General features: G+C 61.7%; 26 protein-coding genes. 13 read left to right on the forward strand and 13 right to left on the reverse strand.

Features of this window, described 5'->3' with window-relative positions:
* Positions 1-6: 6 nt before the first annotated feature.
* The 3 genes from mtaB to J3P73_RS23485 all read right to left on the reverse strand — a co-directional run bounded on the left by mtaB (position 7) and on the right by J3P73_RS23485 (position 2523).
* A complete protein-coding gene (gene mtaB / locus J3P73_RS23475; protein ID WP_130692968.1) occupies positions 7-1281 on the reverse strand; it encodes a tRNA (N(6)-L-threonylcarbamoyladenosine(37)-C(2))-methylthiotransferase MtaB in 1275 nt (424 codons plus the stop codon).
* On the reverse strand, positions 1278-2183 hold the full coding sequence (gene dapF, locus J3P73_RS23480) for a diaminopimelate epimerase (RefSeq protein ID WP_130692969.1): 906 nt from the start codon (positions 2181-2183) through the stop codon (positions 1278-1280). The genes mtaB and dapF overlap by 4 nt, the downstream gene beginning before the upstream one ends.
* Before the next feature lie 115 nt (positions 2184-2298).
* Positions 2299-2523, reverse strand: a complete 225-nt coding sequence (locus J3P73_RS23485; protein ID WP_017989736.1) for a hypothetical protein — start codon at positions 2521-2523, stop codon at positions 2299-2301.
* Positions 2524-3004: 481 nt separating this feature from the next.
* On the opposite strand from J3P73_RS23485, the gene ffh reads away from it, so the two are divergent.
* The 10 genes from ffh to J3P73_RS23535 all read left to right on the forward strand — a co-directional run bounded on the left by ffh (position 3005) and on the right by J3P73_RS23535 (position 11878).
* The gene (gene ffh, locus J3P73_RS23490; protein WP_018481790.1) at positions 3005-4591 is read left to right on the forward strand and encodes a signal recognition particle protein; all 1587 of its coding nucleotides are present in this window, start codon (positions 3005-3007) and stop codon (positions 4589-4591) included.
* 16 nt (positions 4592-4607) lie between these two features.
* Positions 4608-4928, forward strand: coding sequence for a chorismate mutase (locus J3P73_RS23495; protein ID WP_003543666.1), 321 nt, complete (start codon positions 4608-4610; stop codon positions 4926-4928).
* Positions 4929-4977: 49 nt separating this feature from the next.
* The gene (gene rpsP / locus J3P73_RS23500) at positions 4978-5349 is read left to right on the forward strand and encodes a 30S ribosomal protein S16 (RefSeq protein WP_003543667.1); all 372 of its coding nucleotides are present in this window, start codon (positions 4978-4980) and stop codon (positions 5347-5349) included.
* Positions 5350-5462: 113 nt separating this feature from the next.
* Complete coding sequence (gene rimM / locus J3P73_RS23505; protein ID WP_029767597.1) at positions 5463-6032, forward strand: ribosome maturation factor RimM; 570 nt, start codon at positions 5463-5465, stop codon at positions 6030-6032.
* Positions 6032-6715: a tRNA (guanosine(37)-N1)-methyltransferase TrmD gene (gene trmD, locus J3P73_RS23510; RefSeq protein WP_075224972.1), complete on the forward strand. Its 684-nt coding sequence runs from the start codon at positions 6032-6034 to the stop codon at positions 6713-6715. The genes rimM and trmD overlap by 1 nt, the downstream gene beginning before the upstream one ends.
* A gap of 335 nt (positions 6716-7050) precedes the next feature.
* Complete coding sequence (rplS, locus tag J3P73_RS23515) at positions 7051-7605, forward strand: 50S ribosomal protein L19 (RefSeq protein WP_018072042.1); 555 nt, start codon at positions 7051-7053, stop codon at positions 7603-7605.
* Positions 7606-7750: 145 nt separating this feature from the next.
* On the forward strand, positions 7751-8548 hold the full coding sequence (locus tag J3P73_RS23520) for a basic amino acid ABC transporter substrate-binding protein (protein ID WP_075224971.1): 798 nt from the start codon (positions 7751-7753) through the stop codon (positions 8546-8548).
* A gap of 16 nt (positions 8549-8564) precedes the next feature.
* A complete protein-coding gene (locus tag J3P73_RS23525; protein WP_075224970.1) occupies positions 8565-9377 on the forward strand; it encodes an amino acid ABC transporter permease in 813 nt (270 codons plus the stop codon).
* A 285-nt stretch (positions 9378-9662) separates the two neighbouring features.
* A complete protein-coding gene (gene leuC, locus J3P73_RS23530) occupies positions 9663-11072 on the forward strand; it encodes a 3-isopropylmalate dehydratase large subunit (protein WP_018481797.1) in 1410 nt (469 codons plus the stop codon).
* 458 nt (positions 11073-11530) lie between these two features.
* Positions 11531-11878 carry a hypothetical protein gene (locus tag J3P73_RS23535; RefSeq protein WP_018497632.1) on the forward strand — a complete coding sequence of 116 codons (348 nt, stop codon included), beginning with the start codon at positions 11531-11533 and terminating at the stop codon, positions 11876-11878.
* Between the two features lie 78 nt (positions 11879-11956).
* On the opposite strand, the gene J3P73_RS23540 is transcribed toward J3P73_RS23535, so the two are convergent.
* Together J3P73_RS23540 and J3P73_RS23545 are read right to left on the reverse strand one after the other, a co-directional pair.
* Positions 11957-12787: an aldo/keto reductase gene (locus tag J3P73_RS23540; RefSeq protein WP_075224969.1), complete on the reverse strand. Its 831-nt coding sequence runs from the start codon at positions 12785-12787 to the stop codon at positions 11957-11959.
* A gap of 131 nt (positions 12788-12918) precedes the next feature.
* Positions 12919-13440 (reverse strand): L,D-transpeptidase family protein, encoded by a 522-nt coding sequence (locus J3P73_RS23545; protein WP_018481800.1) that lies wholly within the window; start codon positions 13438-13440, stop codon positions 12919-12921.
* A gap of 167 nt (positions 13441-13607) precedes the next feature.
* Here J3P73_RS23545 and J3P73_RS23550 point away from each other — a divergent pair, with 167 nt between their 5' ends.
* Both J3P73_RS23550 and J3P73_RS23555 read left to right on the forward strand, forming a co-directional pair.
* Entirely contained in the window at positions 13608-14291 is a 684-nt protein-coding gene (locus J3P73_RS23550) for a response regulator transcription factor (protein ID WP_075224968.1), read from the forward strand.
* A gap of 139 nt (positions 14292-14430) precedes the next feature.
* Positions 14431-14886, forward strand: a complete 456-nt coding sequence (locus tag J3P73_RS23555) for a cyclic nucleotide-binding domain-containing protein (protein WP_018481801.1) — start codon at positions 14431-14433, stop codon at positions 14884-14886.
* Positions 14887-14919: 33 nt separating this feature from the next.
* On the opposite strand, the gene J3P73_RS23560 is transcribed toward J3P73_RS23555, so the two are convergent.
* From J3P73_RS23560 to tesB, 6 genes are all read right to left on the reverse strand, one after another.
* The gene (locus tag J3P73_RS23560; RefSeq protein WP_018497630.1) at positions 14920-15723 is read right to left on the reverse strand and encodes an exodeoxyribonuclease III; all 804 of its coding nucleotides are present in this window, start codon (positions 15721-15723) and stop codon (positions 14920-14922) included.
* A gap of 147 nt (positions 15724-15870) precedes the next feature.
* Positions 15871-16539, reverse strand: a complete 669-nt coding sequence (locus tag J3P73_RS23565) for an outer membrane lipoprotein carrier protein LolA (RefSeq protein WP_018481803.1) — start codon at positions 16537-16539, stop codon at positions 15871-15873.
* Between the two features lie 139 nt (positions 16540-16678).
* Positions 16679-19372 carry an FtsK/SpoIIIE family DNA translocase gene (locus J3P73_RS23570; protein WP_018481804.1) on the reverse strand — a complete coding sequence of 898 codons (2694 nt, stop codon included), beginning with the start codon at positions 19370-19372 and terminating at the stop codon, positions 16679-16681.
* Positions 19373-19622: 250 nt separating this feature from the next.
* Positions 19623-21050, reverse strand: coding sequence for an ammonium transporter (locus J3P73_RS23575; RefSeq protein WP_018072031.1), 1428 nt, complete (start codon positions 21048-21050; stop codon positions 19623-19625).
* Positions 21051-21077: 27 nt separating this feature from the next.
* On the reverse strand, positions 21078-21428 hold the full coding sequence (locus J3P73_RS23580; protein ID WP_003543684.1) for a P-II family nitrogen regulator: 351 nt from the start codon (positions 21426-21428) through the stop codon (positions 21078-21080).
* A gap of 211 nt (positions 21429-21639) precedes the next feature.
* Positions 21640-22524 carry an acyl-CoA thioesterase II gene (tesB, locus tag J3P73_RS23585; protein WP_130688545.1) on the reverse strand — a complete coding sequence of 295 codons (885 nt, stop codon included), beginning with the start codon at positions 22522-22524 and terminating at the stop codon, positions 21640-21642.
* 83 nt (positions 22525-22607) lie between these two features.
* Between tesB and J3P73_RS23590 the strand changes: the two genes are divergently transcribed.
* A complete protein-coding gene (locus J3P73_RS23590; protein ID WP_130692971.1) occupies positions 22608-23822 on the forward strand; it encodes a ubiquinone biosynthesis hydroxylase in 1215 nt (404 codons plus the stop codon).
* A 384-nt stretch (positions 23823-24206) separates the two neighbouring features.
* Here the strand turns inward: J3P73_RS23590 and J3P73_RS23595 are convergent, their stop codons facing one another.
* Positions 24207-24395, reverse strand: coding sequence for a Trm112 family protein (locus tag J3P73_RS23595; RefSeq protein WP_017966162.1), 189 nt, complete (start codon positions 24393-24395; stop codon positions 24207-24209).
* Between the two features lie 9 nt (positions 24396-24404).
* Positions 24405-25091, reverse strand: a complete 687-nt coding sequence (locus J3P73_RS23600) for an LON peptidase substrate-binding domain-containing protein (protein ID WP_018072028.1) — start codon at positions 25089-25091, stop codon at positions 24405-24407.
* Positions 25092-25165: the final 74 nt, after the last annotated feature.

Below are 25165 nucleotides of genomic sequence, written 5' to 3' on the forward strand. Positions count from 1 at the left end.
TGAAAGTCAGGCCGCTGCTGCGGCCGTCAATTGCATGTCGAGATGCTTGCCATTGTGGCCGGTGATCGTGACCGGCACAAGTTCGCCGGGACGAAGGCCGGGTGCCGCGACCAGCGTGAAGTTCTCCGTATGCGCCAGGCCGTTGTTTTCGACAAGCAGCCATTGCCGGGTTCCGATCATCCCATCGAGATGGGATTGATGCAGGCTGTGTCCTGTGGCGCGCAGCCTTGCGGCGCGATCCTTGACCAGCGACCGGTCGAGCTGCGGCATGCGGGCGGCCGGGGTGCCGGGACGCGGACTGTAGGGGAAGACATGCAGATGGGCGATGCCAGCCTCTTCGGCCAGCCCCACGGCATTCTCGAACATCTCTTCGGTTTCTGTGGGAAAGCCGGCAATCATATCGGCGCCGAAGCTCATCTCGGGGCGGAGTCGGCGCGCATCCTCGAAGAAACGCAACGCATCGGCGCGTAAATGCCGACGCTTCATGCGCTTCAGGATCATGTCGTCGCCATGCTGCAGCGACAGATGCAGATGCGGCATGAAGCGTAGCTCGTCGGCGATGAGATCCATCAGGTGGGCATCGGCCTCGATGCTGTCGATCGAGGAAAGCCGCAGGCGGCGAATATCGGGGATTTGTTTCAACAGCGTCTTCGCCAAAAGCCCGAGCGTCGGCGCGCCCGGCAGATCGCCGCCATAGCTGGTGGCATCGACGCCGGTCAGCACGATCTCCCGGTAACCGCCGTCGACGAGATTGCGAGCCTGGTCGACGACAGCTCCCATCGGCACGGAGCGGGAATTGCCGCGGCCATAGGGAATGATGCAGAAGGTGCAGCGGTGGTCGCAACCATTCTGTACCTGGATGAAGGCACGCACATGGCCGTCGATGTGTCTGACCATCTGCGGCGCCGTCGCCTTGACGCTCATGATGTCGTTGACCCGGAGCTTTTCTTCGGCCGAAACGCCGAAATCCGGCAGGCTGCGATAGGAGGCGCTCGTCAGCTTCTCCTCGTTGCCGAGCACGGCATCGACCTCCGCCATGGCGGCGAAAGTCTGCTTTTCCGTCTGCGCGGCGCAGCCGGTGACGATGATGCGGGCATGCGGATTGTCGCGCCGTGCCCGGCGGATCGCCTGGCGGGCCTGGCGCACGGCCTCGCCGGTCACGGCACAGGTGTTGACCAGGATGGCGTTGTTGAGCCCGGCCTTTTCAGCCTGCGCCTTCATCACTTCGGATTCATATGTGTTGAGGCGGCAGCCGAAGGTAATGACCTCGATGCCGCTCACTGCGCCTCCGCCTCTCGGGTACCATCGCGCGACCAGAGACCCATCGAAGGATCGAGCCTGCCCGACCATTCCCATTCGGCAGGGCCGGTCATGATGACGTGATCGTCGTGCTCGCGCCATTCGATGGAAAGCACGCCCGGCGGCTTGGCGCTTGCCACATTGATCGTCACCTTGCGGCCGGTGCGGCCGGTGCGCGCAGCGCTGACGGCAGCCGAACAGGCGGCCGAACCGCAGGCAAGCGTCAGTCCCGCGCCGCGCTCCCAGGTGCGTGTCGTCACCGATGTCGGCGAGGTCACTTGTGCCAGAGTGATATTGGCGCGCTCAGGAAACATCGGATGGTTTTCGAGCAGCGGTCCGAAGCGGGCGAGATCATAGGACATCACATCCCTGTCCACCCAGAAGATCGCATGCGGATTGCCCATCGACATCGCCGACGGCGAATGCAGCACAGGCTTGTCGATCGGGCCGATCTGCAGTTCGATGCGGCTGGTGTCGTGGAATTCTTCCGCCAGCGGGATCCTGTTCCAATCGAACACCGGCCGGCCCATATCGACGGAGATCGTCCCGTCCCCGTGCTCGACGGCGTTGAGGATGCCGGCGACCGTCTGGAAGGTGAAGACCTTCCTGCCGGTCTCGGCAGCAAGCGCCTGCACGACGCAGCGCGTGCCGTTGCCGCAAGCCTGCGCCTTCGAGCCATCGGAATTCAGGATATCGATGAAGGCATCGGTGCCTTCGGCCTTCGGATCATGGATCGCCATGATCTGATCGAACTCAGTCTGCGGATCGGCATTGAGTGCGACCGCCGCCGCCGGCGTCACCTTGTCCGGCCGGCCGCGCATGTCGACGACCAGGATCTTGTTGCCAAGCCCGTTCATCCTCGCGAATTCGACCGTTGCGCTCATGGGTATCATTCCGTCTGTCTTTCCGGTGTATATGGCGGAAATGCGAAGGAATTACCAGTGGGTGAGTGCTGGGCAGGCGTTGCGGTCTGCCGACCCTTTCGAGGCAGTTTGGCTTTTACCGCTGTGCACCGTCGGGATCGAAAGACGCAGCATGGGCTTCGACAATAGCTGCGGTGATGACCTTTCTCAGCTCGTAGACCAGCGAGCGGGACCGCTTGCGATCCAGATCCTGTGCCGCCTTCGCAAGATTCAGGCCTTCGTTCAGGACAATATGATGGGCCCGCGCCAGCGCCCAGCTCTCAATATCAGGATTTAGCATTCGATATCTCCGCCGATTCATTCGGCATCAAGGATATTCACGAATCATTTTACAGGACGCACTTAAGTAGAAAAATAGAATCATAAGCAGAATAATTTGCAACTGGCGTTGACAGCGAATTCGGCCGCCGGAGTGGCAATATTTATCGGCAAAACCCGAAACGCTGGCAGATTGCGCAAGCCAATACATCACTTCGTTTGAGTATGTACTTTTGCTGCAACCGCTGGATGAGACACTAGCGTCCTCTCGTCACCTAGCTGCCATGTGGTCATTTGTCCGCATTGCCTTGACTTTCGCGCGGCTTTCCTGTTTATCGCGCCCAATCCGCGACGAGCCACATGACTCCGAGCCGCCGACCGGGACCTGAGATCCCGGAGGTCAACACCCGACAGCGCGACGCGCCCTCGGGTGCTTTTTGGCTTTGCGTCTTGTTTTCGTCAAGGAAAAGCACGACGTTTCCGGGCAGGTAAGAACCCGCCCGAAACGTATCAAGGAAGAGCCGATGTTTGAAAACCTCCAGGACCGTCTTGGATCCATTCTGAATGGACTGACAGGCCGTGGCGCGCTTTCGGAAGCCGATGTTTCCGCAGCGCTGCGCGAGGTTCGCCGTGCGTTGCTGGAGGCCGACGTCGCGCTCGACGTTGTGCGTTCCTTCACCGACCGCGTGCGTGAAAAGGCCGTCGGCGCCGAGATCCTGAAGTCGATCAAGCCCGGCCAGATGGTCGTCAAGATCGTGCATGACGAACTGATCGAGATGCTGGGCGGCGAAGGCGTCGGCATCGACCTGCATGCACCGGCCCCGGTCGTCGTCATGATGGTCGGCCTGCAGGGTTCCGGCAAGACGACGACATCGGCGAAGATCGCCCATCGCCTGTCGACGCGCGAGAAGAAGAAGGTGCTGATGGCATCGCTCGACACGCGCCGTCCGGCAGCCCAGGAGCAGCTTCGCCAGCTCGGCGCGCAGGCCAATATCGACACATTGCCCATCATATCAGGCCAGTCGCCGACGGATATCGCCGCCCGCGCCGTGCAGGCGGCCAAGCTTGGCGGCCATGATGTCGTCATCCTCGATACCGCCGGCCGCACGCATATCGACGAGCCCTTGATGGTCGAGATGGCCGACATCAAGAAGCGGTCGAACCCGCATGAAATCCTGCTGGTCGCCGACAGCCTCACCGGCCAGGACGCCGTCAACCTCGCCCGCAGTTTCGACGAACGCGTCGGCATCACCGGTCTGGTGCTGACCCGCATGGACGGCGATGGCCGCGGCGGCGCCGCCCTTTCGATGCGCGCCGTCACCGGCAAGCCGATCAAGCTGATCGGCGTCGGCGAGAAGATGAGCGAGCTGGAGGAATTCCATCCCCGCCGCATCGCCGACCGCATCCTCGGCATGGGCGACATCGTCTCGCTCGTCGAGCGCGCGGCCGAAAACATCGACGCCGAAAAGGCGGCCGCTATGGCCGCCAAGATGGCCAAGGGCAAGTTCGACCTCGACGACCTCGCCGACCAGCTGCGCCAGATGCAGAAGATGGGCGGCATGGGCGGCATCATGGGCATGATGCCGGGCATGGCCGGCATGAAGGACAAGATGGCCGCAGCCGGCCTCGACGACAAGCTTTTCGGTCGCCAGATCGCCATCATCCAGTCGATGACCAAGGCCGAGCGCACCAATCCCGACCTGCTCAAGCATTCGCGCAAGAAGCGCATCGCCGCCGGCTCCGGCACCGATGCCGCCGCCATCAACAAGCTTCTGAAGATGCACCGCCAGATGGCGGACATGATGAAGATGATGGGCGGCAAGGGCAAAGGCGGCATGATGAAGCAGATGATGGGCGGCCTTGCCGGCAAGATGGGGCTCGGCGGCGGCATGGGCGGCATGGGTGGCGGCATGCCCGATCTCTCGAATATCGATCCCCGGCAGCTCGAGGCCTTGCAGAAGCAGGCGGAAGCGGCGGGGCTTGGAAAACCGGGTGGGGGTATGCCCGGTCTCGGCGGTCTGCCGGGTGGTTTGTCGGGCCTCGGCGGCGCCAAGCTGCCGGGCCTTGGCGGTGGTTTCCCGGGGTTGCCCGGATTGCCGAAGAAGAAGTGAAAGGATCGCTTGCCCCATGATTGATCCAAACGTCAAAGCCCAGCTCGCGAGCTATCGTCAGTCGATCGACAATATCGATGCCGCTCTCGTGCACATGCTGGCCGAACGCTTCCGCTGCACCAAAGAGGTCGGCGTGCTGAAGGCCAAATACAATCTGCCGCCGGCCGACCCGGCGCGCGAGGAATACCAGATCGAACGCCTTCGCCAGCTGGCGAAAGCCGCCAATCTGGACCCGGATTTCGCCGAGAAGTTCCTGAACTTCGTCATCAAGGAAGTCATCCGGCATCATGAGCAGATCGCTGCGGATCACGCTGAACAAAGCGCTGCAGCCCGATAACCGTACCGCTCAAGAAAGCGGTCAAGAAAAGCCCAAGGAGTTAAAGAACATGGCACTGAAAATTCGTCTCGCCCGCGGTGGTTCCAAGAAGCGCCCGTATTACCACGTCGTTCTCGCCGATGCGCGCAGCCCGCGTGACGGCCGCTTCCTCGAAAACCTCGGTTCCTGGAACCCGATGCTTGCCAAGGACGATGAGAAGCGCGTTCAGCTGAACGCCGAGCGCATCAAGCACTGGATCGAACACGGCGCCCAGCCGACCGACCGCGTTCTGCGCTTCCTCGATGAAGCAGGCGTTGCCAAGCGCGAAGTCAAGAACAACCCGGTCAAGGCAAAGCCCGGCAAGCGCGCCCAGGAACGCGCCGCCGAAAAGGCTCAGAAGGTCGCCGACGCTGCGGCTGCTGCTGCCGACGCCGCGGAATAATCGCGACATTCCCTTCGAGCGGGCGGCATGGCGACATGCCGCCCGTTTTCGTTTCCAATCGCCCACACTTCGTTTATGAGAAACCTGTCTTTCGGCTTCACATGAAGGAACCCATGACAAAGCTTGAAAACCCCGTTCTGATGGCGACGATCGGTGGCGCGCAAGGCCTCCGCGGCGAGGTGCGCGCCAAGGCCTATACGGCCGATCCCGGCGCGCTTGGCGACTACGGCCATCTGCACAGCATGGACGGCCGCAGTTTCGAAGTCCTCGAAATCCGCGAGATGAAGAATGTCGTCGTCGTCCGTTTCCGCGGCGTCAACGACCGCAATGCCGCCGAGGCTCTGAACGGGCTTGAACTCTATATCGAGCGGGACAACCTGCCGGACGAGGAGCTGGAGGACGACGAGTTCTACTATGCCGATCTCGAAGGGCTCGAGGCGCGAGACGACAAGGGTGTCAGCTATGGCACGGTCACCGGCGTCTTCGATTTCGGCGCCGGCGACCTGCTGGAGCTCAAAGGTCCGGGCAAGCGCCCGGTGCTGATCCCCTTCTCCGAAGCCTCGGTGCTGGAAATCGACCTCGAGGCCGGCACGCTGCTGATCGATCCGCTGGCGGCGGGGCTGGTCGACGATCCGGAAGAGCTTTCTAAATTCACTCCCGACAAGCCGAAAAAGAAGAAGTGATGGCTTTCCGGGCGAGCGTGCTGACACTTTATCCGGAAATGTTTCCGGGGCATCTGGGCTTCTCGCTCGCCGGCAAGGCGATGGAGCGGGGGCAATGGTCGCTGGACACGGTGCAGATCCGCGACTTCGCCACCGACAGACACCGCACCGTCGACGACACCCCGGCCGGCGGCGGCGCCGGCATGGTGCTGAAGGCCGACGTCCTTGCACGTGCGATCGACAGCGCCTCAGAAAACGATACCCGCCCGCGGCTGCTGATGAGCCCGCGCGGCCGGCCGCTGACGCAGGAGCGTGTGCGCGAGCTCGCGGCCGGCGACGGCGTCACTATCGTCTGCGGCCGCTTCGAGGGCGTCGACCAGCGGGTGATCGAGGCGCGCGGACTGGAAGAGGTCTCGATCGGCGACTACGTGCTATCAGGAGGCGAGCCGGCGGCGCTGACCGTGCTCGATGCGATCGTCCGCATCCTGCCCGGCGTCATGGGCAACGACCTTTCCGGCCTGCACGAAAGCTTCGAAGGCGGACTGCTGGAACATCCGCATTACACCCGCCCGCAGGAATGGGAAGGCCGGGAAATCCCCGCGATCCTCACCTCGGGCAACCACGGCGCCATCGAGAAATGGCGGCATCAGGAAGCGGTGCGGCTGACGCGGGAGCGGCGGCCGGATCTGCTCGAAAAGGACTAGCGTATCGACTCGAAAATCGGGATCGATTTTCGGAAAGCACGACACGTAGATTTAAAGTTTTACAGCGTCCTTTGCGCGTCTGAAAAGGCGCGCGGCGCTGTAAAGTGAGAAAAACGGCTGATTTCGCAGCCCCTTTCACAAAAATGCCGCCCAAGGGATGACAAGCCCTGGCCTTTCGTGTATTGGCGCACGCGGAAATGGGGTTTATCCCCGTCTGCCAGCAAACAAAGAATGGCGAATCCGCTCCCGCCCTTGACGGGCAAAGTCCTGAGGCCAGTTCCGAAGGATCAGTGTTGAGCGCTCTGGCTGTTTCAGAAGAACCAAAGGTTAAGACGATGAACATCATTCAGCAGCTTGAGGCCGAACAGGCCGCCAAGATCGAAGCCAAGCGCACGCTTCCGGAATTTTCCCCGGGCGACACCGTCCGTGTCAACGTGAAGGTCACGGAAGGCACCCGTACCCGCGTTCAGGCCTATGAAGGCGTCTGCATCGCCCGCTGCGGCGGCGGCCTGCAGGAAAACTTCACGGTCCGCAAGATCTCCTACGGCGAAGGCGTCGAGCGCGTATTCCCGGTCTACTCGCCGATGATCGAAAGCGTCGACGTCGTTCGCCGCGGTAAGGTCCGTCGCGCCAAGCTCTATTACCTGCGCGACCGTCGCGGCAAGTCTGCCCGTATCGTTGAAGACACCGGCGTCCGCGCCCGCAAGCTCAACGACGCCGAGCGCGCCGCCATTGCCGAGGAAAAGGCACGCATCGAAGCTGAAAAGGTTGCAGCAGCCCAGGCGCTCGCCGCCGAGAAGGCAGCAGCAGAAGCTGCGGAAGCCAAGGCCGCTGCTGAAAAGGCTGCCGCAGAAGCAGCCGCCGCTGCAGCGGAACCGGCAGCAGAATAAGATCTGCGCTACGCAAAATTCTTTGCTTGGAAAGGCGGCCTTCGGGTCGCCTTTTCTATTTTTTGTTTCAGCACGCAGCCGGCGGCCTTGCCTCAGGCCTATCTTCCGTGACAGTTTTTGCCGTTCAATTTTAGGGAACCGTTCAATGTTGTTTCGCCGTACCGTTCTTGCGAGCTTCGCCGCCCTTGCTCTTCTGCCCCTGGCCGCATCGGCCGCCGAACTGCCTGATCTCGGCGGCAAGAGCGTCGTCGTCGTGACCGAGAATGCCTATCCGCCGCTGCAGTTCGTCGATCCGAAATCCGGCAAGGCGATCGGCTGGGAATATGATGCGATGAACGAGATCGCCAAGCGGCTGAATTTCAAGGTTGAATACCAGAACACCAGCTGGGACGCGATGATCCAGGCGGTTTCCGACGGCCAGTACAACATCGGCATGACCGGCATCACCATCAAGGAAGACCGCAAGCAGAAAGTGGATTTCTCCGACCCCTACATGCGCTCGCAGCAGTTCATGCTGGTGCGCGGCGACGAGAAGCGCTTCACCGACGCCAAGTCCTTCGGCGAATTCAAGGACGGCCTGGTCGGCGCGCAGCCCGGCACCACGCCTTTCTACACCGCCGTCTACGAAGTGCTCGACGGCAACGAACAGAACCCGCGCATCAAGCTCTTCGAAACCTTTGGCGCCACCGTCCAGGCCCTGAAGGCCGGCGACGTCGACGTGGTGCTGACCGACGGCACCGCCGGCAAGGGCTATGTCGATGCCTCGAACGGCGCCTTGAAGCTGGTCGGCGAACCGCTAGGCACCGAGGATTTCGGCTTCATCTTCCCGAAAGGGTCCGACCTTGTCGCCCCGGTCAATGCGGCCATCGCCGCTCTCAAGGCCGATGGCACGCTGGATGGGCTGAACAAGAAGTGGTTCCTCGACTACAAGATGGGCGAATGACGCCGAGCAGCCACTAATGGCGTTGCGACCATCTCCCGACAGACACGTCAAGGACGACTATCCCTGGTGGCTGGTCGCGCTTGTCGCGATCGGCCTTGTCCTTGCCGCCGTCATCGTCGCCAACGATATCTATGCCCAGGTTTTCCGCACCGTCGTCAACGGTGTCGGCATTACCGTCTTCGTCACGCTAGTCGCCTTCGTGCTCGCCACCGTGCTCGGCCTCGGCATCTGCCTGCTTGGCATGGCTGACAGCCAGGTGTTGCGTCAGATTGCGCGATTCTACATCGAGATTATCCGCGGCATACCGATCCTCGTGCTGCTGTTCTACGTCGCCTTCGTCGGCGCGCCGGCTCTGGTCGCAGCCTATAATTTCCTAATTTCGCCGCTGGTGACATCAGGCGTGGCCGAGCCCATCCTGGTGCGCGACCTGTCGCTGATGTGGCGCGCGATCATCGCGCTGACGGTCGGGTATTCCTCCTTCATCGCCGAGATCTTCCGGGCCGGTTTCCAGTCGGTCGATCTCGGCCAGATCGAGGCGGCCAAGGCTCTCGGTCTCTCGCGCTATCGGCGCTTCCGCTCCGTCGTCTTCCCGCAGGCGATCCGGGTAATCTTCCCGCCGCTCTCCAACGATTTCGTCTCTATGGTGAAGGACAGTTCGCTCGTCTCCGTGCTCGGTGTCGCCGACATCACTCAGATGGGCAAGGTCTATGCCGCCGGCTCCTTCCGCTTCTTCGAGACCTATTCGATCGTCACCTATATCTACCTGATCCTGACGATCGGCCTGTCACTGGCGCTGCGGCGGACGGAGAAATGGATGAAGTCGCGGTAAGCGATCAATACCCGCCGCGCCGCTGAGAGGCCGCAGAGCGTCTGCTGATGATTCAAATTGAAGCCGCCGCGAAAAATCGCTATATGCAGGGCCATGGAATCCAAGTTCAGATGCATTGGTGCGCATATTTTCGTGCTGCAGGACCATTATCGCCTGCCGGCGCGGTTCTTTGCATGCGTGTCCGGCGCGCTCAACAGCCGACTTCGTTGATCGAATGACGGCCGGCGGAGCCTGATCTGCCATTTCTCGATTTTCCAAAAGCTTTAGAAAAACGGACTTAACGCCATGAGCGCACCGCGTACCCTCTACGACAAGATCTGGGACGATCATCTGGTCGACGAACAGCCAGACGGCACCTGTCTTCTCTACATCGACCGCCACCTGGTTCACGAAGTCACCTCACCGCAGGCTTTCGAAGGTCTGCGCATGACCGGCCGCAAGGTTCGCGCGCCGGAAAAGACGCTCGCCGTCGTCGACCATAACGTTCCGACCTCGCCCGACCGCCATCTCGGCATCAAGAACGAGGAAAGCCGCATCCAGGTGGAAGCTCTGGCGACCAATGCCGCCGAATTCGGCGTCGAATATTATTCGGCAAGCGACAAGCGCCAGGGCATCGTCCACATCGTCGGTCCGGAACAGGGCTTCACCCTGCCCGGCATGACCATCGTCTGTGGTGACAGCCATACCTCGACGCATGGCGCCTTCGGCGCGCTGGCGCACGGCATCGGCACTTCCGAGGTCGAGCATGTGCTGGCGACCCAGACACTGATCCAGAAGAAGGCAAAGAACATGCTGGTGCGGGTCGACGGCCAGCTTCCGCCGCACGTCACCGCCAAGGACATCATCCTTGCCATCATCGGCGAGATCGGCACCGCCGGCGGCACCGGCCACGTCATCGAATTTGCCGGCGAAGCGATCCGCGCGCTGTCGATGGAAGGCCGCATGACCGTCTGCAACATGACGATCGAAGGCGGCGCCCGCGCCGGCCTGATCGCCCCTGACGAAAAGACCTTCGAATACATCAAGGGCAAGCCGCGCGCGCCGAAGGGCGAGGCACTGGAACAGGCGATCGCCTACTGGAAGACGCTGCAGACCGACGAGGGCGCTCATTATGACCGCGTCGTCGTACTCGATGCCGCCAGCCTGCCGCCGATCGTTTCCTGGGGCTCTTCGCCCGAGGATGTCATCTCCGTCCAGGGCATCGTTCCGAACCCGGACGATATCCAGGACGAAACCAAGCGCACCTCCAAGTGGCGTGCGCTCGACTATATGGGCCTGAAGCCCGGCACGAAGATGACCGACATCACGCTTGACCGCGTCTTCATCGGCTCCTGCACCAACGGCCGCATCGAGGATCTGCGCGAAGTCGCCAAGGTCGTCGAAGGCAAGACGGTTGCCGCGACCGTCGACGCGATGATCGTGCCGGGCTCCGGCCTCGTCAAGGAACAGGCGGAAGCCGAAGGTCTCGACAAGATCTTCAAGGCCGCCGGTTTCGACTGGCGCGAGCCGGGCTGCTCCATGTGCCTTGCCATGAACGACGATCGCCTGAAGCCGGGCGAACGCTGCGCTTCGACCTCGAACCGCAACTTCGAAGGTCGTCAGGGCTTCAAGGGCCGCACGCACCTCGTCTCGCCGGCAATGGCAGCCGCAGCCGCGATCGCCGGGCACTTCGTCGATATCCGCGAGTGGAACTGATCTGATCCGGCCAACGGATGAGATTGAAAGCCGCCCGATGCGCATCGGGCGGCTTTGTATTTATGACGTCTGTCGCTTCGACGCCCAGATGTTGCGACCTGCACAGCCCCGCGCCTTCTCCGACGCGCAAAGTGCTCTCCAGCCCTCTGAATTGCCGCACCAAAACGCGCGTCGCGATCTTTCAGATTCACTCCTCGCGCTTTAGGCCTTTGTTTTTGCACATGTCGCTGTCGCAAAACCGCTGCACATTTTTGCGCGACATGCTCTAATTCTGTAAATTGCTTCCGATTTAACTAAGTCGTGGCGGGCGAGCCCGTTTGTGCATCGCCCGCCTTCCCAATTTCATCCTTTCGGGCAATCGACATCGATAAATTCCTGTGGCCTCATCGATAATCAGGCGCGACACGCGACAGATACCGTTCAGGCTTCGGCGAACACCGCGCCATCGGGGAAGCGCCATGAGGCAGAAATTAGTAGCGAGTTTACTGCGAGCCAGCCTGATCATGTTTGCACCGCTGGCATCGATCGACGCCGTCGGCGCCGCGCCGATGCATCCAGCCATACCGCCGGTCACGGTCGCCTCGGGCCAACTGCTGCAGGTCGCACAGAAGAAGATACCGTCACTCAACGGATACCGCGGCTACAGCAGCGGCCGGCCAGGCTATGTCAAGAGCGCGAACGGTTATTGGTATCCCTCACGCGCCTTCGACGATTATACCGGCTCAATTGGAAGACCGCAGAGCCTGGGCAATAGCTGCAGTTACGGCTTCGCCCCGACCAACGGATCGTCCAATTGCAATTATTGACTGAAGGCTGCATGCCTCCTTGATGAAACGGCCGCTACGGGCGATCTCACTCGCGCGGCCGCTCATTGGCTTGCTTAATCAGAAGGCTGCCGTCATCGGATCCGGTCCCATGCGGGCGCTGGCGCTGTCGAGTTTGGCGATCGCAGCCATATCATTGGCATCGAGCTTGAAGTCGAACACCTGGAAATTCTCCTCGATACGCGACGGCGTCACGGATTTCGGGATGACGACGAGGCCGGTATCGATGTGCCAGCGAATGATGACCTGAGCCGGCGTCTTCTGATGCTTTTTGGCGATCTCGCCTATCACAGCGTTCGAGATGAACTTGCCCTGGCCGAGCGGGCTCCAGGATTCGGTGGCAATGTTCAGCTTCCGGTGAGCCGCCTGCGCCGCCTTCTGCTGGAAATCGGGATGCAGCTCGATCTGGTTGATGACGGGAACGACGCCGGTCTCGCCGATGATGCGCTCGAGATGTTCAGGATAGAAATTCGACACGCCGATCGAGCGGGCGCGGCCCTCTTCCCGGATGCGGGCGAAAGCCTTCCAAGTCTCTGTATAGAGGCCGCGATGCGGCGACGGCCAGTGAATGAGATAGAGGTCGACATATTCGGAACCGAGCTTCTTCAGGCTGCCGTCGAAGGCGCGCAGCGTATTGTCATAGCCCTGGTCGGTATTCCTGAGTTTGGTGGTGACGAAGATATCCTTGCGGTCGAGGCCGGAAGAGCGGATGCCTTCGCCGACGCCCTCTTCGTTGTCGTAGCCGGAAGCGGTATCGATATGGCGATAGCCGGCGGCGATCGCGGTGCGCACGGTGGGAGCGGCAATGTCCTGCGGCGTCTGCCAGACGCCGAGGCCGACCTGCGGAATGGAATGTCCGTCATGGAAAGTGATGATGGGTTGAGCGGTCACAATATATCTCCGGGAGTTTGAAGAATTGGACGAGGCATGGTTTGAGCCCGCGCTTGCGGACGTCCCTGAACGCATTTCAGCCGGAGCGTTCGGTCACCGAAGGCATATAGGCGACCATCTCGACAATACAATCAGAGAACCCGGACAATCGTTCCCTTTCGAAGATAAGGCAGGAGCCGGCGCATGTTGCCGAGACTCACCGCCACGCAGCCCGCCGTCGGCTCGTAGCCCGGCCTGATGAGATGGAAAAAGATCGCCGAGCCGCGATTGCGCGCACGCGAGGAGATGTTCCAGTCCATCACCAGGCAGATATCGTAGAGCCCGTCGCTGCGCCGCATCTCCTCGTGACTTGCGCCGAACGGCGCTCGGACGAGGCGGTTGTAGCTGGCGTTATCAGACTGATCGCACCAGAGCATGTCGGGGCGGATGCGGCGGATGGAAAGCGGAGTGACGAGCAGGCCGTTCCGCTCGCCGCGCCGGAAGCCGGATATCAGCCTCATCGAGGCGATCGGCGTGGCGCCGTCCCCCTCGCGTTTCATCACGGTGCGGCCGGAGCGGCCGATCGCAGCAGGCACGGTGATAGCGCCGAGCCGGACGATCGCCCGGCTCTTGCGCCCCGGCGCAGCGCGCACCACCATCGTCGACGGCGTCACACCCCGCCTCTGCCTTGCTTTTTCCATTTTTCTCGCATGTCGTGCCTTGTCTGGGGCTTCGATTGAAATCATATCGAAACCGACCCGGCAACAGCCCGCTGCCCGATCCTTGCCAAACCAGGAATTTGGCGTAGGACTAGGGGACTTAACATGAGGACGCAAACGGCATGACCGCACGCACCATTCTTCTGGTGGATGACGACGATGACCTTCGACAGACGCTGACGGAGCAATTGTCGCTGTATGAGGAATTCACGGTTCTGCAGGAAGCCAACGCCGGCAAAGGTGTCTCGACCGCCCGCTCGACGCCGATCGACCTGCTGATCATGGATGTCGGCCTGCCCGATATGGACGGCCGCGAGGCAGTGAAGCTGCTGCGCAAGGGCGGCTTCAAGGCGCCGATCATCATGCTGACCGGCCACGATACCGATTCCGACACGATCCTCGGCCTCGAAGCCGGCGCCAACGACTATGTCACCAAGCCTTTCCGCTTCGCCGTTCTGCTCGCGCGCATCCGTGTGCAGCTGCGCCAGCATGAGCAGAGCGAGGATGCGACCTTCACCGTCGGCCCCTATCTCTTCAAGCCGAGCCAGAAGCTGCTGACCACCGATAACGGCCAGAAGATCCGACTGACGGAAAAGGAAGCGGCGATCATCCGCTATCTCTACCGCGCCGAACAGAAAGTGGTCACCCGCGACGTGCTGCTCGAAGAGGTCTGGGGCTATAATTCCGGCGTGACGACGCATACGCTGGAAACCCACGTCTATCGCCTGCGCCAGAAAATCGAGCGCGATCCCTCCAATGCCGAAATTCTCGTCACGGAAAACGGCGGCTACAAGATCATACCCTAGAGCATTTTCCTTTTCTCCGAATCACGGAAATGCTCTATCTCTTTGTTTTCACGCAATTCCCGGCAAAAGCGTTTCACGCTTTTGCCTGGCAAAACCGCTAGGCACTTTTGCTGGAATTGCTCTAAGGCGAAAAGCCCGCATGGCGCTGACCGACGACATCCACATGCTCGCGCAGCTTCCTCTGTTCAAGGACATGAACGAGGATCAACTGCGGTTGGTCGCCTTCGGCGCCGACCGGCGCATGATCGCTGCCGGCCAGATGCTGTTTCGCCAAGGCTCACCCGCCGAGAGCGCCTATGTCATCCTCAGCGGCAGCCTGGAACTGAGCGCGACGAGCAGCGACGGCATGCAGAGGACAGAGGGGATCGCCGGTCCCGGAACCCTGGTTTCCGAGCTGGCGCTGGTCACGCTGGTGGAGCGCAAGTTCACCGCGGTAGCGCGCGAGGACACCAGCATCATCCGCATCACCCGCGCCCTCTTCCACCGGCTGATCGAAGAATATCCGGACGCGGCCCGGCTGATCGAGAACCGCATCCGCGACAATCTTGCGGAGCTTGCGGCAAAGGCCGCAAGCCAGTTCTACCGCTTCAGCTGATCTTGATAGAGGCCGCGCGTCCGAGAGGATGCGCTAGAAATCGAAATGCGCCGTCACCGGCACGTGGTCGGAGGGGCGATCCCAGCCGCGCGCCTCCTTCAGGATTTCGATCCGCTTCAGATGCGGCCCGAGATCCGACGATGACCAGATATGGTCGAGACGGCGGCCGCGATCGGCCGCCTCCCAGTCCTTGGCGCGGTAGCTCCACCAGGTGTAGAGCTTCTCGTTTTCAGGCACATGCTGGCGCATGAGATCGAGCCAGGCGCCGCGCTTCATCACCTCGAGCAGCCCTTCGGTTTCGACGGGCGTATGGCTGACGATCTTCAGAAGCTGCTTGTGCGACCAGACGTCATGCTCCAGCGGCGCGATGTTGAGGTCACCGACGAGGATGGCTGAGGTGTTGGCCTCGCCATTGGCTTTCAGCAGCTTCATCTCCTCGATGAAATCGAGCTTGTGGCCGAATTTCGGATTGATCGTGCGATCCGGCTCGTCACCGCCGGCCGGGACGTAGAAATTATGCAGCCGGACTCGACGATTGCCGTGCTCGAAGATCGCCGAGATGTGGCGCGCATCGCCGACGCCGCAATAATCCTGCCGGTGATCCTCGGTTAGCGGAATGCGCGAGGCGATCGCCACGCCATGATAGCCTTTCTGGCCATGGATGATAATGTGATTGTAGCCCATCGCCCTGAGCGGTGCCGCCGGAAACAGGTCGTTCGTCACCTTGGTTTCCTGCAGGCAGAGGATATCGGGCCTGTGCTTGAGAACGAGCTGCTCGACGATCGGCATGCGCAGCCGCACCGAGTTGATGTTCCAGGTGGTGATCGAAAAGCCCATGCCCATGCCCTTTCACGCCCAACGCGTATCGCGCAAACTGTGCAACGGTTTCCCCGCGATGCGCTTTCATGAAAGGGCTTTAGAACAAAGGCGGACGCGAGGGAACCGGCCGCATGTCAAAGCGGCCGGCGATCAACCGAAAAGGTCTCAGTCGCGCGACTGAGGCGTGCCTGGAATGGTCTCATAGGGCACGCGGAAGACGCGATCGTCGAACTGCATGCCGGTTTTGACGTTGAAGATCATCACCGAGGTGTCCTTGCCCTGATTGTCGGTGATCGTCCACTGACGCAGGTCGTAGGTCTTCGGATCGAACATCATGGTGATGGTCGAGTTTCCGAACACCGTATTGTTACCCAGCGCGATCGTCGTCAGATCAGACTCTTCCTTCACGCCCTTCACCATGCCGGCCGAAAGGTCGATATGCTGCGCCAGGAGCAGGCTGAGCGGGGTCTTGGAGAGCGGATAGAGATCCCAGGTCTTCAGCTTCGTATTGCCGATGGCGACGTTCCTGCCGTCGGCGATCACCCGCATCGGCGACGGAGCGTCATAGTTGAAGCGCAACTTACCCGGGCGCTGGATGAAAAACTTGCCGCCGGTCTGTTCGCCGCGCGGACCGAACTGCACGAATTCACCCTGCATCGTCGTGACGCCGGAGAAATGATCGGCGATCGCCTGCGCGGTGCCGGAGGCGGGAGCTGCCGCCTGCGCGTAAGCGCCAAGGGGAATGGCGCTCGCCATCGCAGCGACGGCGAAGGCGCCGAGAAGGTCGCGGCGCGTTACCGCCAGGCCGGAGAGGAAGGTATCGGAGTGACTCATCTAAATCTCCTTTATGCGATCTGCATGCTGCCGAAAGGCGGCGTCTTCAAGGCGTTGCGATCGGCCTGCGAGAGGTAACGGCTTCGACGCTATCAGGTTTCCGCAAAAGCGGCTGTATCGGAAATATATGCCTGTTCTGTCAGCGGTCGAGGATGTCGCCTTCTGTGGGAACGAGGATCTCGCGTTTGCCGGCATGGTTGGCCGGTCCGATGATGCCCTCCTTCTCCATGCGCTCGACGAGCGAGGCGGCGCGGTTGTAGCCGATGCCGAGCCGGCGCTGGACGTAAGAGGTCGACGCCTTGCCGTCGCGCAGCACGATGGCGACCGCCTGGTCGTAGGGATCTTCCGATTCGGAAAGATTGGACGTGCCGGCCGGACCGCCGCCACCGCCGCCGTAATCGCCGTCTTCGTCGTCATCGGCGGTGATTGCGTCGAGATATTGCGGCGAGCCCTGGGTCTTCAGGTAGGAGACGATCTCTTCCACTTCGACATCCGAAACGAACGGGCCGTGCACGCGCTGGATACGCCCGCCGCCCGCCATGTAGAGCATGTCGCCCATGCCGAGCAGCTGTTCAGCGCCCTGTTCGCCGAGGATGGTACGGCTGTCGATCTTCGAGGTCACCTGGAAGGAGATGCGGGTCGGGAAGTTTGCCTTGATCGTGCCGGTGATGACGTCGACCGACGGACGCTGTGTCGCCATGATCACGTGGATGCCGGCCGCACGCGCCATCTGCGCCAGACGCTGGACGGCGCCTTCGATATCCTTGCCGGCGACCATCATCAGGTCGGCCATCTCGTCGATGATCACGACGATATAGGGCATCGGCCGCAGATCGAATTCCTCGGTCTCGTACATCGCCTCGCCGGTATGGCGGTCGAAGCCGGTCTGCACCGTGCGCGAGATCGCCTCGCCCTTCGACAGCGCCTGCTCGACGCGGGTGTTGAAGCCGTCGATGTTGCGCACGCCGATCTTCGACATCTTCTTGTAGCGCTCTTCCATCTCGCGAACGGTCCATTTGAGCGCGACGACGGCCTTTTTCGGATCGGTGACGACAGGCGAAAGCAGGTGCGGGATGCCGTCATAGACGGAGAGTTCGAGCATCTTCGGGTCGATCATGATCAACCGGCACTGTTCCGGCGTCATGCGGTAGAGCAGCGACAGGATCATCGTGTTGATGGCGACCGACTTGCCGGAGCCGGTGGTGCCGGCGACGAGCAGATGCGGCATCTTGGCAAGATCGGCGATCACGGCTTCGCCGCCGATCGTCTTGCCGAGCGCCATGGCGAGCTTCGCCTTGCTGCCCTCGAAATCCCGGGAAGCGATGAGTTCACGCAGATAGACGGTCTCGCGCGTCTGGTTCGGCAATTCGATGCCGATCGCGTTGCGGCCGGGCACGACGGCGACGCGGGCGGCAATGGCGCTCATCGAGCGGGCGATATCGTCGGCAAGGCCGATGACGCGCGACGACTTGATGCCGGGCGCCGGCTCCAGTTCGTAGAGCGTGACGACAGGGCCGGGGCGGACATGGATGATCTCGCCCTTGACGCCGAAATCTTCGAGCACGCCTTCGAGCATGCGGGCGTTCTGTTCCAGCGCATCGGCCGAAAGCGTGGAGTCGCGCACGACGTTCTTCGGTTCGGCGAGCAGATGCATCGAGGGAAGCTGGAAACCCTCGGGGCGGATGAACGAGCCCTGCGCCTCCCGCTCGATGCGGGCGCTGGGCTTCGGGCGTGCGACCACGGGGATGACGCGCGGTTCCGGCTTGCCGGCCGCCTTTGCCGGCGCGCGGATCATCCAGTCGTCGTCATCGTCGTCCGGCAGGATATCGGCCGGGCGCGGCGGCATGTCGTTATCGAAGGGCAGGTCGTCGTCATTATCATCGTCGTCATCGATGGACAGCGACGGCGCGGAGACGATGCGCCGCGGCGAAGCCGCCCTTGGCCCCATTGATGGTTCCATCGAGGGCTCCATGCGCTCACCGCGGACGGTCGGCGCCTTGGCGCGAACGGGTTCGTTCAACGTACCGAACTCGTCATCGTTGAAATCATAAGGTGATTCGTAATCGCCCTGGCGCCGCTTGCGCGGCCCCATGCCGAAGAGCCGGCGCAGCCGGCCCTGGCTCATGTACCAGGCATGCGTCACCGCGCCGCTGAAAGCGACCCAGCGCGACTCGTCCTCCTCCTCGTCCTCGTCTCCGACGACGCGGGCCTTGCTGCGTGTATCGACGTAATCCTCCTCGATCTCCTCATCGGCGTCGCTGCGACCGACGAGGCCGGCGGCAAACAGCATCATCCAGGCGGTCGGCGCGGCAAAGATGCAGCCGACGACCATGGCGAAGGTGCCTGTGGGATAAGCGCCGACGAAGAGTGCGGGAAAACGCAGGATCATGTCGCCGACGACGCCGCCGATGCCGTTCGGAATCGGCCAGGTGAGCGGCGGCGGAAAACAGCCGATGACGGCGGAAGAGAGGACCGAACCGGCAAACCAGGCGCCGATCCGGGCAGGAATACGGCTGAAGCGGCGGCCAGAAATCAGCGTCAGCGCCCAGGCGACGATCGGCAGCATCGAAACGACGCTGGCAAGGCCGAGGAATTGCATGACGATATCGGCAAAGGCGGCACCGCTGTAACCGAGAATATTCGTCGGCAGGTTGGCGGTGGCATAGGAATAGCTCGGATCCGCAACGTTCCATGTCGCCAGCGCCGCGACGCAGAACGCCAGCAGCAGAAAGATCGCAAAGCCGATGAGTGCCTGGATCTGCCGCAGCATGAATGCCGAGAAGGAGAACCGATCCGGACGGCCATCCATTGCCGGCGACGTGCTTCTTGCCATGTGTCTAACCCGTCCAATGCCTGAGGACACGCGAATCGCTGAAGCTTCGCCGTGCCAAAATGCGTCCGCTCTACCTAATCAGAGCCGGGTTAAAGCGATGTTAACCATGCATGGCTGGACGACAATTCCGGACAGGGAAATGAAAAAGGCCCGAACCTTGGAAGGTCCGGGCGAAATGCGGTCTATGGTTAGATAGGCCGCGACGGGCCATGAAGCGGCGCCCTTTTGCCGGGCGCCGCAAACCCTGTGATCAGGAAGCGTGGTAGGCGGCTTCGCCGTGGGTCGAAAGGTCGAGACCTTCGCGTTCGGCTTCAACGGTGACACGCAGGCCGATGACGACGTCGACGATCTTGTAAAGGATCGCCGAACCGATGCCCGACCACAGCAGCGTCGTGAGCACGCCCTTGGCCTGGTTCATGACCTGGGTTGCCGTGCCGGCATAGGAGGCCGCGAAATCGGCTGTGGAATAATCGACAATGCCTGCACCGCCGAGCGCCGGGTTGACGAGGATACCGGTGCCGAGAGCGCCGATGATGCCGCCGACGCAATGGACGCCGAAGACATCAAGGCTGTCGTCGTAGTTGAACTTGTTCTTCACGACGTCGACGAAGAAGTAGCAGACCGGCGAAACGATGAGGCCGAGAACGATCGAGCCCATCGGGCCGGCAAAGCCGGCTGCCGGGGTGATGGCAACGAGACCGGCGACGGCACCGGAAGCACCACCCAGCATGGAAGCCTTGCCGCGGGTGAGGGTTTCGACGATGCACCAGGACACAGCGGCGGCAGCCGTTGCGACGAAGGTGTTGATAAAGGCAAGCGAGGCATAGGCATTGGCTTCGAGGTTGGAGCCGGCGTTGAAGCCGAACCAGCCGACCCAGAGCAGCGAGGCGCCGACCATGGTCAGCGTCATCGAGTGCGGAGCCATGATTTCCTTCTTATAGCCCGTGCGCTTGCCGAGCATGATGGCGCCGACGAGGCCCGCAATACCGGCATTGATATGAACGACCGTGCCGCCAGCGAAGTCGATTGCGCCGTAGGAGAAGATCAGGCCGGCTGGCGCGGTGTAGGAGCTCGGACCGCCCCAGAACCAGACCATGTGCGCCATCGGGAAGTAGATGAAGGTGACCCAGAGCACGACGAAGAGCATGACTGCCGAGAACTTGATGCGCTCGGCGAACGCGCCGACGATCAGGCCAGGCGTGATGCAGGCGAAGGTCATCTGGAACACGATGAAGGTGTATTCCGGAATGGCGACACCCTTCGAGAAGGTTTCGGCGAGCGACGACGTGTTGACACCGGCGAGGAACGCCTTGGAGAAGCCGCCGACGAAGCTGTTCAGCGAGCCGCCATCGGTAAAGGCGAGCGAATAGCCGTAGGTCACCCAGATCAGCGCCACGACGGCCGTGATCATGAAGACCTGCATCAGCACCGAGAGCATGTTCTTGGCGCGGACGAGACCGCCGTAGAAAAGCGCAAGGCCGGGGATGGTCATCAGAAGGACGAGCGCCGAGGAGACGAGCATCCAGGTATTGTCACCCTTGTCCATGGTGAAAGCAGGAGCAGCAGCGGCGGTGGCAGCTGGTGCAGCCTCCTGCGCGAAAGCAACGGCCGGCGCCAGAAGGGCGGCCGAAGCTGCGCAAAGACGCGCAAAGGTGGAAGAAAACTTCGAAATTGACATTGGAAAAAGCTCCTTGATCTGCCGTTCTTACAGCGCTTCTGAATCGGTTTCGCCCGTACGGATGCGCACGGCATGGTCGATCGAATAGACGAAGATCTTGCCGTCACCGATCTGACCGGTCTTGGCCGATGCCGCTATGGCCTCGACCGCCCTGTCGACGAGTTCCGATGCAACCGCGATTTCGATCTTGAGCTTCGGCAGGAAGCTGACTGCATATTCGGTGCCGCGATAGATTTCGGTGTGCCCCTTCTGGCGCCCGTAGCCCTTCACTTCGGTTACGGTCAGCCCCTGAATACCGATCGCCGTAAGGGCTTCGCGGACCTCATCGAGCTTGAACGGCTTGATAATGGCCATCACAATTTTCATCTGGTTTCCCATCCTTCGTTATCCTCGGCGCGGAGCCGACTCTCCTTGCCGCTGACGTTCCTGAACAGCGACCGGCCAATACACATTCAAGGGACGTGCCAGATTCGAGGCAAGGCGTAAGTTATTGAAAAGTAAAGGTTATAATAAAGAGTGCCAATAAACAGGCAAATGATCGGCCGATAAGCGCACAAATAACGCGCAAATTTATAAAGTTGCACATTTTTTATTCATTTGCCTTTTTCCGAATCAGGCCTTCCTGCGCGACCGATGCGATCAGGCTACCAGATCGTGTAAATAGGCTACCCCGGGTTAACCCTCGGGCGCCCGAAGCCGACGGACTGTCCTGCGTATAAAGCAGCCAATCGTCGAGCTTGCAGGGTCTGTGGAACCACATGGAGTGATCGAGGCTCGCCACCTGCAGGCTCTGGTCGAAGATGGACGTTCCGTGCGCATAAAGCGACGTATCGAGCAGCGTCATGTCCGAAAGATAGGCAAGCACCGCCGCCTGATAGAGCCGGTCGTCGGGAACCGGCCCGGTGGCGCGCACCCAGACGTCCTGTTTGGGATCGAGCTTCCTGTCGGAAAAATAATGCGTCAGCGAGACCGGACGGATCTCGATCGGCCGCTCGCGCTGCCAGTATTTTCGGATCGCTTCCGGCGCATGGGCGAGATACTGTTCCTTGATCTGCTGCTCGCCGAGCAACGCCTCCGGCATCTCGACCTTAGGCATCGCGATCTGGTGCTCGAAGCCCGGCTCCTCCACCTGGAAGGAGGCCGACAGCGCGAAGATCGCCTTGCCGTGCTGGATGGCGACGACACGCCGCGTGTTGAAGCTCGATCCGTCGCGGATGCGCTCCGCCTGATAGATGATCGGCACCGTGGGATCGCCGGGACGCATGAAATAAGCATGCAGCGAATGGACGAAACGTTCGCCGTCGATGGTGCGTTGCGCCGCCATCAGCGCCTGGCCGATCACCTGGCCGCCGAAGACCCGCTGCCAGCCGGCCTTGGGGCTGCGGCCGCGGAAGATATCGACCTCGATCGGTTCGAGGTCGAGCGTCGAAAGCAGCGTCTCCATCGCCGAAGGCCCTGATGTCGCGCTCGTCATTTCTATGTCTCCCAGCGGTAGGAAGTGAAGTTGCGATGATCTATATAGAGCACATCTGAGGCACAAGGTACGGGAGCGGCGCGATGCTGGACATGCTGGTTGTGGGCGGGGGTTATGTCGGCCTTTCCGCCGCTGTCGCGGTCAAACAGGCCGCGCCGCATCTGAATGTCGCCGTCGTCGAGGCGGCCCCCGAAAATGTCTGGAAAAACGATACGCGCGCTTCCGCCATCATCGCGGCGGCGGCGAAAATGCTCGAGGCCTTCGGCATCTGGAACGAGATCGAGCCGGAAGCCCAGCCGATCACCAAAATGATCGTCACCGATTCCAAAACCTCCGATCCGGTGCGTCCGGTTTTTCTGACCTTCGACGGCGAAGTGGCCGATGGCCGGCCTTTCGCCCACATGATCCCGAATGTCGCGATGGTCGCAGCCCTGCGCGGCGCCTGCGAGCGGCTCGGCATCGACATCCGCCACGGGCTCGGCGCCACGGAGCTGAAGACCCACGACACTCATGTCACGGTTACGCTTTCGGACGGTGGTACGCTGGAAACCAAGCTATTGGTTGCTTGCGACGGCGTGCGCTCGAAACTGCGCGATCTCGCCGGCATCAGGACCGTCACCTGGGACTACGGCCAATCCGGCATCGTTGCGACCGTCGAACACGAGCGGCCGCATGACGGCTGCGCCGAGGAACATTTTCTGCCGGCCGGCCCCTTCGCCATCCTGCCGCTCAAGAACAACCGCTCCTCGCTCGTCTGGACAGAGCGCACGCCGGATGCCAACCGGCTGGTCGCCGCCGACGACCTGATCTTCGAGGAAGAGCTCGAACGCCGCTTCGGCCATAAGCTCGGCGCACTGAAAGTGATCGGCGACAAGCGCGCCTTCCCGCTCGGCCTGACGCTCGCCCGCTCCTTCATCGCGCCGCGTTTCGCGCTGGCCGGCGACGCCGCCCATGGCATCCACCCGATTTCCGGTCAGGGCCTCAATCTCGGCTTCAAGGATGTGGCGGCACTTGCCGAAACCATCGTGGACGCCGATCGCGTCGGCCTCGATATCGGCTCGATCAACATTCTCGAGCGCTACCAGACGTGGCGGCGCTTCGACACTTTCCGCATGGGGGTGACGACGGACGTCTTGAACCGGCTCTTCTCCAACGACGCGACGCCGATCCGCATCGCCCGCGACGTCGGCCTCGGCATCGTCGACCGGCTGCCGCGCCTCAAATCCTTCTTCATCGGCCAGGCGGCCGGAACGACGGCAAAGGACAATCCGCGCCTGCTTGCCGGGGAGACGATTTAACCTTTGTTTTTACGCAATTCCCGGCAAAACTGTGCAGCGGTTTTGCGAAACGACATGCGTAAAAAAAGGACCTAGAGCCTTTCCTGGTCAGCTTGGAGCATTCTGCCGGAGCGGGTTTTCGTCAGGGCAGAGGCGATTGGCGAAGGGCATACCCCAAGGTACGTCCGAGCGCCGATCGCCTTTGATCCTGGCGGAAAGATGCCCGGCCCTTCGGGTTGGCTGAAACGGGCCGCCTGATCGGCCGGCCGGCTTGGCCGTAGAACTGGACTACGACGCGCGCCGGCCGGTCGACCATCCGACTCCGTTTGAGCCAACAGAATGCTTCAATCTGACCAGGAAAGGCTCTAAAGCGCGAGGAGCGAATCTGAAAGATCGTAACGCGCTTTAGTCGTCGAGGCGGCGGGCCTCGGACACCAGCATGATCGGAATGCCGTCGCGGATCGGATAGGCAAGCCGCGCCTTTTCCGAGACAAGCTCATTCTGCTCGCGATCATAGGAAAGCCGGCCCTTGGAGAGCGGGCAGACCAGGAGATCGAGCAGCTTTGGATCGACGCGGCTGAGTTTTTCATCCATGGCTGAAGTCTACTGCAGAACCGTGTCGGAGTCACCGAAGACGCGCGCCAGCACGATTTCGGTAATGGCGATCAGCGTCTCGGCCCGCGTCTTCAGGTCCGGCGCCTCCAGCAGCGCCTGTTTTTCCGCCGGCCCGAAGGGCGACATCATCGCCAGCGAATTGACCAGCGTCAGATTGCTCGCCCGCTCGACGCTCTCCCAGTCAGCCTCCAGCTTGTTGGCATCGAGATAGGCCTTGAAAGCGGTCAGAAGCGCTGCGCGGTCGACCGCCTCCTCCTCGTTCGCGGCCGAGAGGTCGGCGATGAACGGGGCGATACGGAAGATCCGGAAGGGATCGCTGGTCGATTTCTCTTCCAGCAGCCGGAAGCGGCAGACGCCGGTCAGCGATACGATATAGCGCCCGTCGCCGGTCTCCGCGAAGGAGGTGATGCGGCCGAGGCAGCCGACAGCGGCAAGATTGGGCTCGCTGCCCTTGTCCTCATGTTCGCCGAGTGCCGGCTGCACCATGCCGATCAGCCGGTTTCCGGTCAGGGCTGCATCCAGCATCGCCAGATAGCGCGGCTCGAAAATGTTGAGGGGAAGCTGCCCGGCCGGCAGGAGGAGGGCGCCGGTCAGGGGGAAGACAGCGATGGCATCAGGCAGATCGCCCGGCTTCAGGTATCTGGCATTCCCGACTTGCATGAAACCGTCCCGCATTCTTGTAACGGGCATGCCCGTCCTCACGAGAATGTGGTGCCCTCGCCCGAAAACGCAAGGGCAGATGCTCGAAA

It is taken from the genome of Rhizobium ruizarguesonis (assembly GCF_017357285.1).
In the GTDB taxonomy this organism is placed as follows: Bacteria; Pseudomonadota; Alphaproteobacteria; order Rhizobiales; family Rhizobiaceae; genus Rhizobium; species Rhizobium ruizarguesonis.

Excerpts from the sequence above, each read along its gene's own strand:
- J3P73_RS23595 (WP_017966162.1), bottom strand. The coding sequence starts at position 24,395 with ATGGATGAAAAACTCAGCCGCGTCGATCCAAAGCTGCTCGATCTCCTG.
- J3P73_RS23525 (WP_075224970.1), top strand. The coding sequence starts at position 8,565 with ATGGCGTTGCGACCATCTCCCGACAGACACGTCAAGGACGACTATCCC.
- leuC (WP_018481797.1), top strand. The coding sequence starts at position 9,663 with ATGAGCGCACCGCGTACCCTCTACGACAAGATCTGGGACGATCATCTG.
- J3P73_RS23520 (WP_075224971.1), top strand. The coding sequence starts at position 7,751 with ATGTTGTTTCGCCGTACCGTTCTTGCGAGCTTCGCCGCCCTTGCTCTT.
- J3P73_RS23590 (WP_130692971.1), top strand. The coding sequence starts at position 22,608 with ATGCTGGACATGCTGGTTGTGGGCGGGGGTTATGTCGGCCTTTCCGCC.
- tesB (WP_130688545.1), bottom strand. The coding sequence starts at position 22,524 with ATGACGAGCGCGACATCAGGGCCTTCGGCGATGGAGACGCTGCTTTCG.
- J3P73_RS23600 (WP_018072028.1), bottom strand. The coding sequence starts at position 25,091 with ATGCGGGACGGTTTCATGCAAGTCGGGAATGCCAGATACCTGAAGCCG.
- J3P73_RS23575 (WP_018072031.1), bottom strand. The coding sequence starts at position 21,050 with ATGTCAATTTCGAAGTTTTCTTCCACCTTTGCGCGTCTTTGCGCAGCT.
- J3P73_RS23580 (WP_003543684.1), bottom strand. The coding sequence starts at position 21,428 with ATGGGAAACCAGATGAAAATTGTGATGGCCATTATCAAGCCGTTCAAG.
- J3P73_RS23495 (WP_003543666.1), top strand. The coding sequence starts at position 4,608 with ATGATTGATCCAAACGTCAAAGCCCAGCTCGCGAGCTATCGTCAGTCG.
- ffh (WP_018481790.1), top strand. The coding sequence starts at position 3,005 with ATGTTTGAAAACCTCCAGGACCGTCTTGGATCCATTCTGAATGGACTG.
- dapF (WP_130692969.1), bottom strand. The coding sequence starts at position 2,183 with ATGAGCGCAACGGTCGAATTCGCGAGGATGAACGGGCTTGGCAACAAG.
- J3P73_RS23535 (WP_018497632.1), top strand. The coding sequence starts at position 11,531 with ATGAGGCAGAAATTAGTAGCGAGTTTACTGCGAGCCAGCCTGATCATG.
- J3P73_RS23560 (WP_018497630.1), bottom strand. The coding sequence starts at position 15,723 with ATGGGCTTTTCGATCACCACCTGGAACATCAACTCGGTGCGGCTGCGC.
- rimM (WP_029767597.1), top strand. The coding sequence starts at position 5,463 with ATGACAAAGCTTGAAAACCCCGTTCTGATGGCGACGATCGGTGGCGCG.
- J3P73_RS23565 (WP_018481803.1), bottom strand. The coding sequence starts at position 16,539 with ATGAGTCACTCCGATACCTTCCTCTCCGGCCTGGCGGTAACGCGCCGC.
- J3P73_RS23485 (WP_017989736.1), bottom strand. The coding sequence starts at position 2,523 with ATGAATCGGCGGAGATATCGAATGCTAAATCCTGATATTGAGAGCTGG.
- trmD (WP_075224972.1), top strand. The coding sequence starts at position 6,032 with ATGGCTTTCCGGGCGAGCGTGCTGACACTTTATCCGGAAATGTTTCCG.
- J3P73_RS23550 (WP_075224968.1), top strand. The coding sequence starts at position 13,608 with ATGACCGCACGCACCATTCTTCTGGTGGATGACGACGATGACCTTCGA.
- rpsP (WP_003543667.1), top strand. The coding sequence starts at position 4,978 with ATGGCACTGAAAATTCGTCTCGCCCGCGGTGGTTCCAAGAAGCGCCCG.
- J3P73_RS23555 (WP_018481801.1), top strand. The coding sequence starts at position 14,431 with ATGGCGCTGACCGACGACATCCACATGCTCGCGCAGCTTCCTCTGTTC.
- rplS (WP_018072042.1), top strand. The coding sequence starts at position 7,051 with ATGAACATCATTCAGCAGCTTGAGGCCGAACAGGCCGCCAAGATCGAA.
- J3P73_RS23570 (WP_018481804.1), bottom strand. The coding sequence starts at position 19,372 with ATGGCAAGAAGCACGTCGCCGGCAATGGATGGCCGTCCGGATCGGTTC.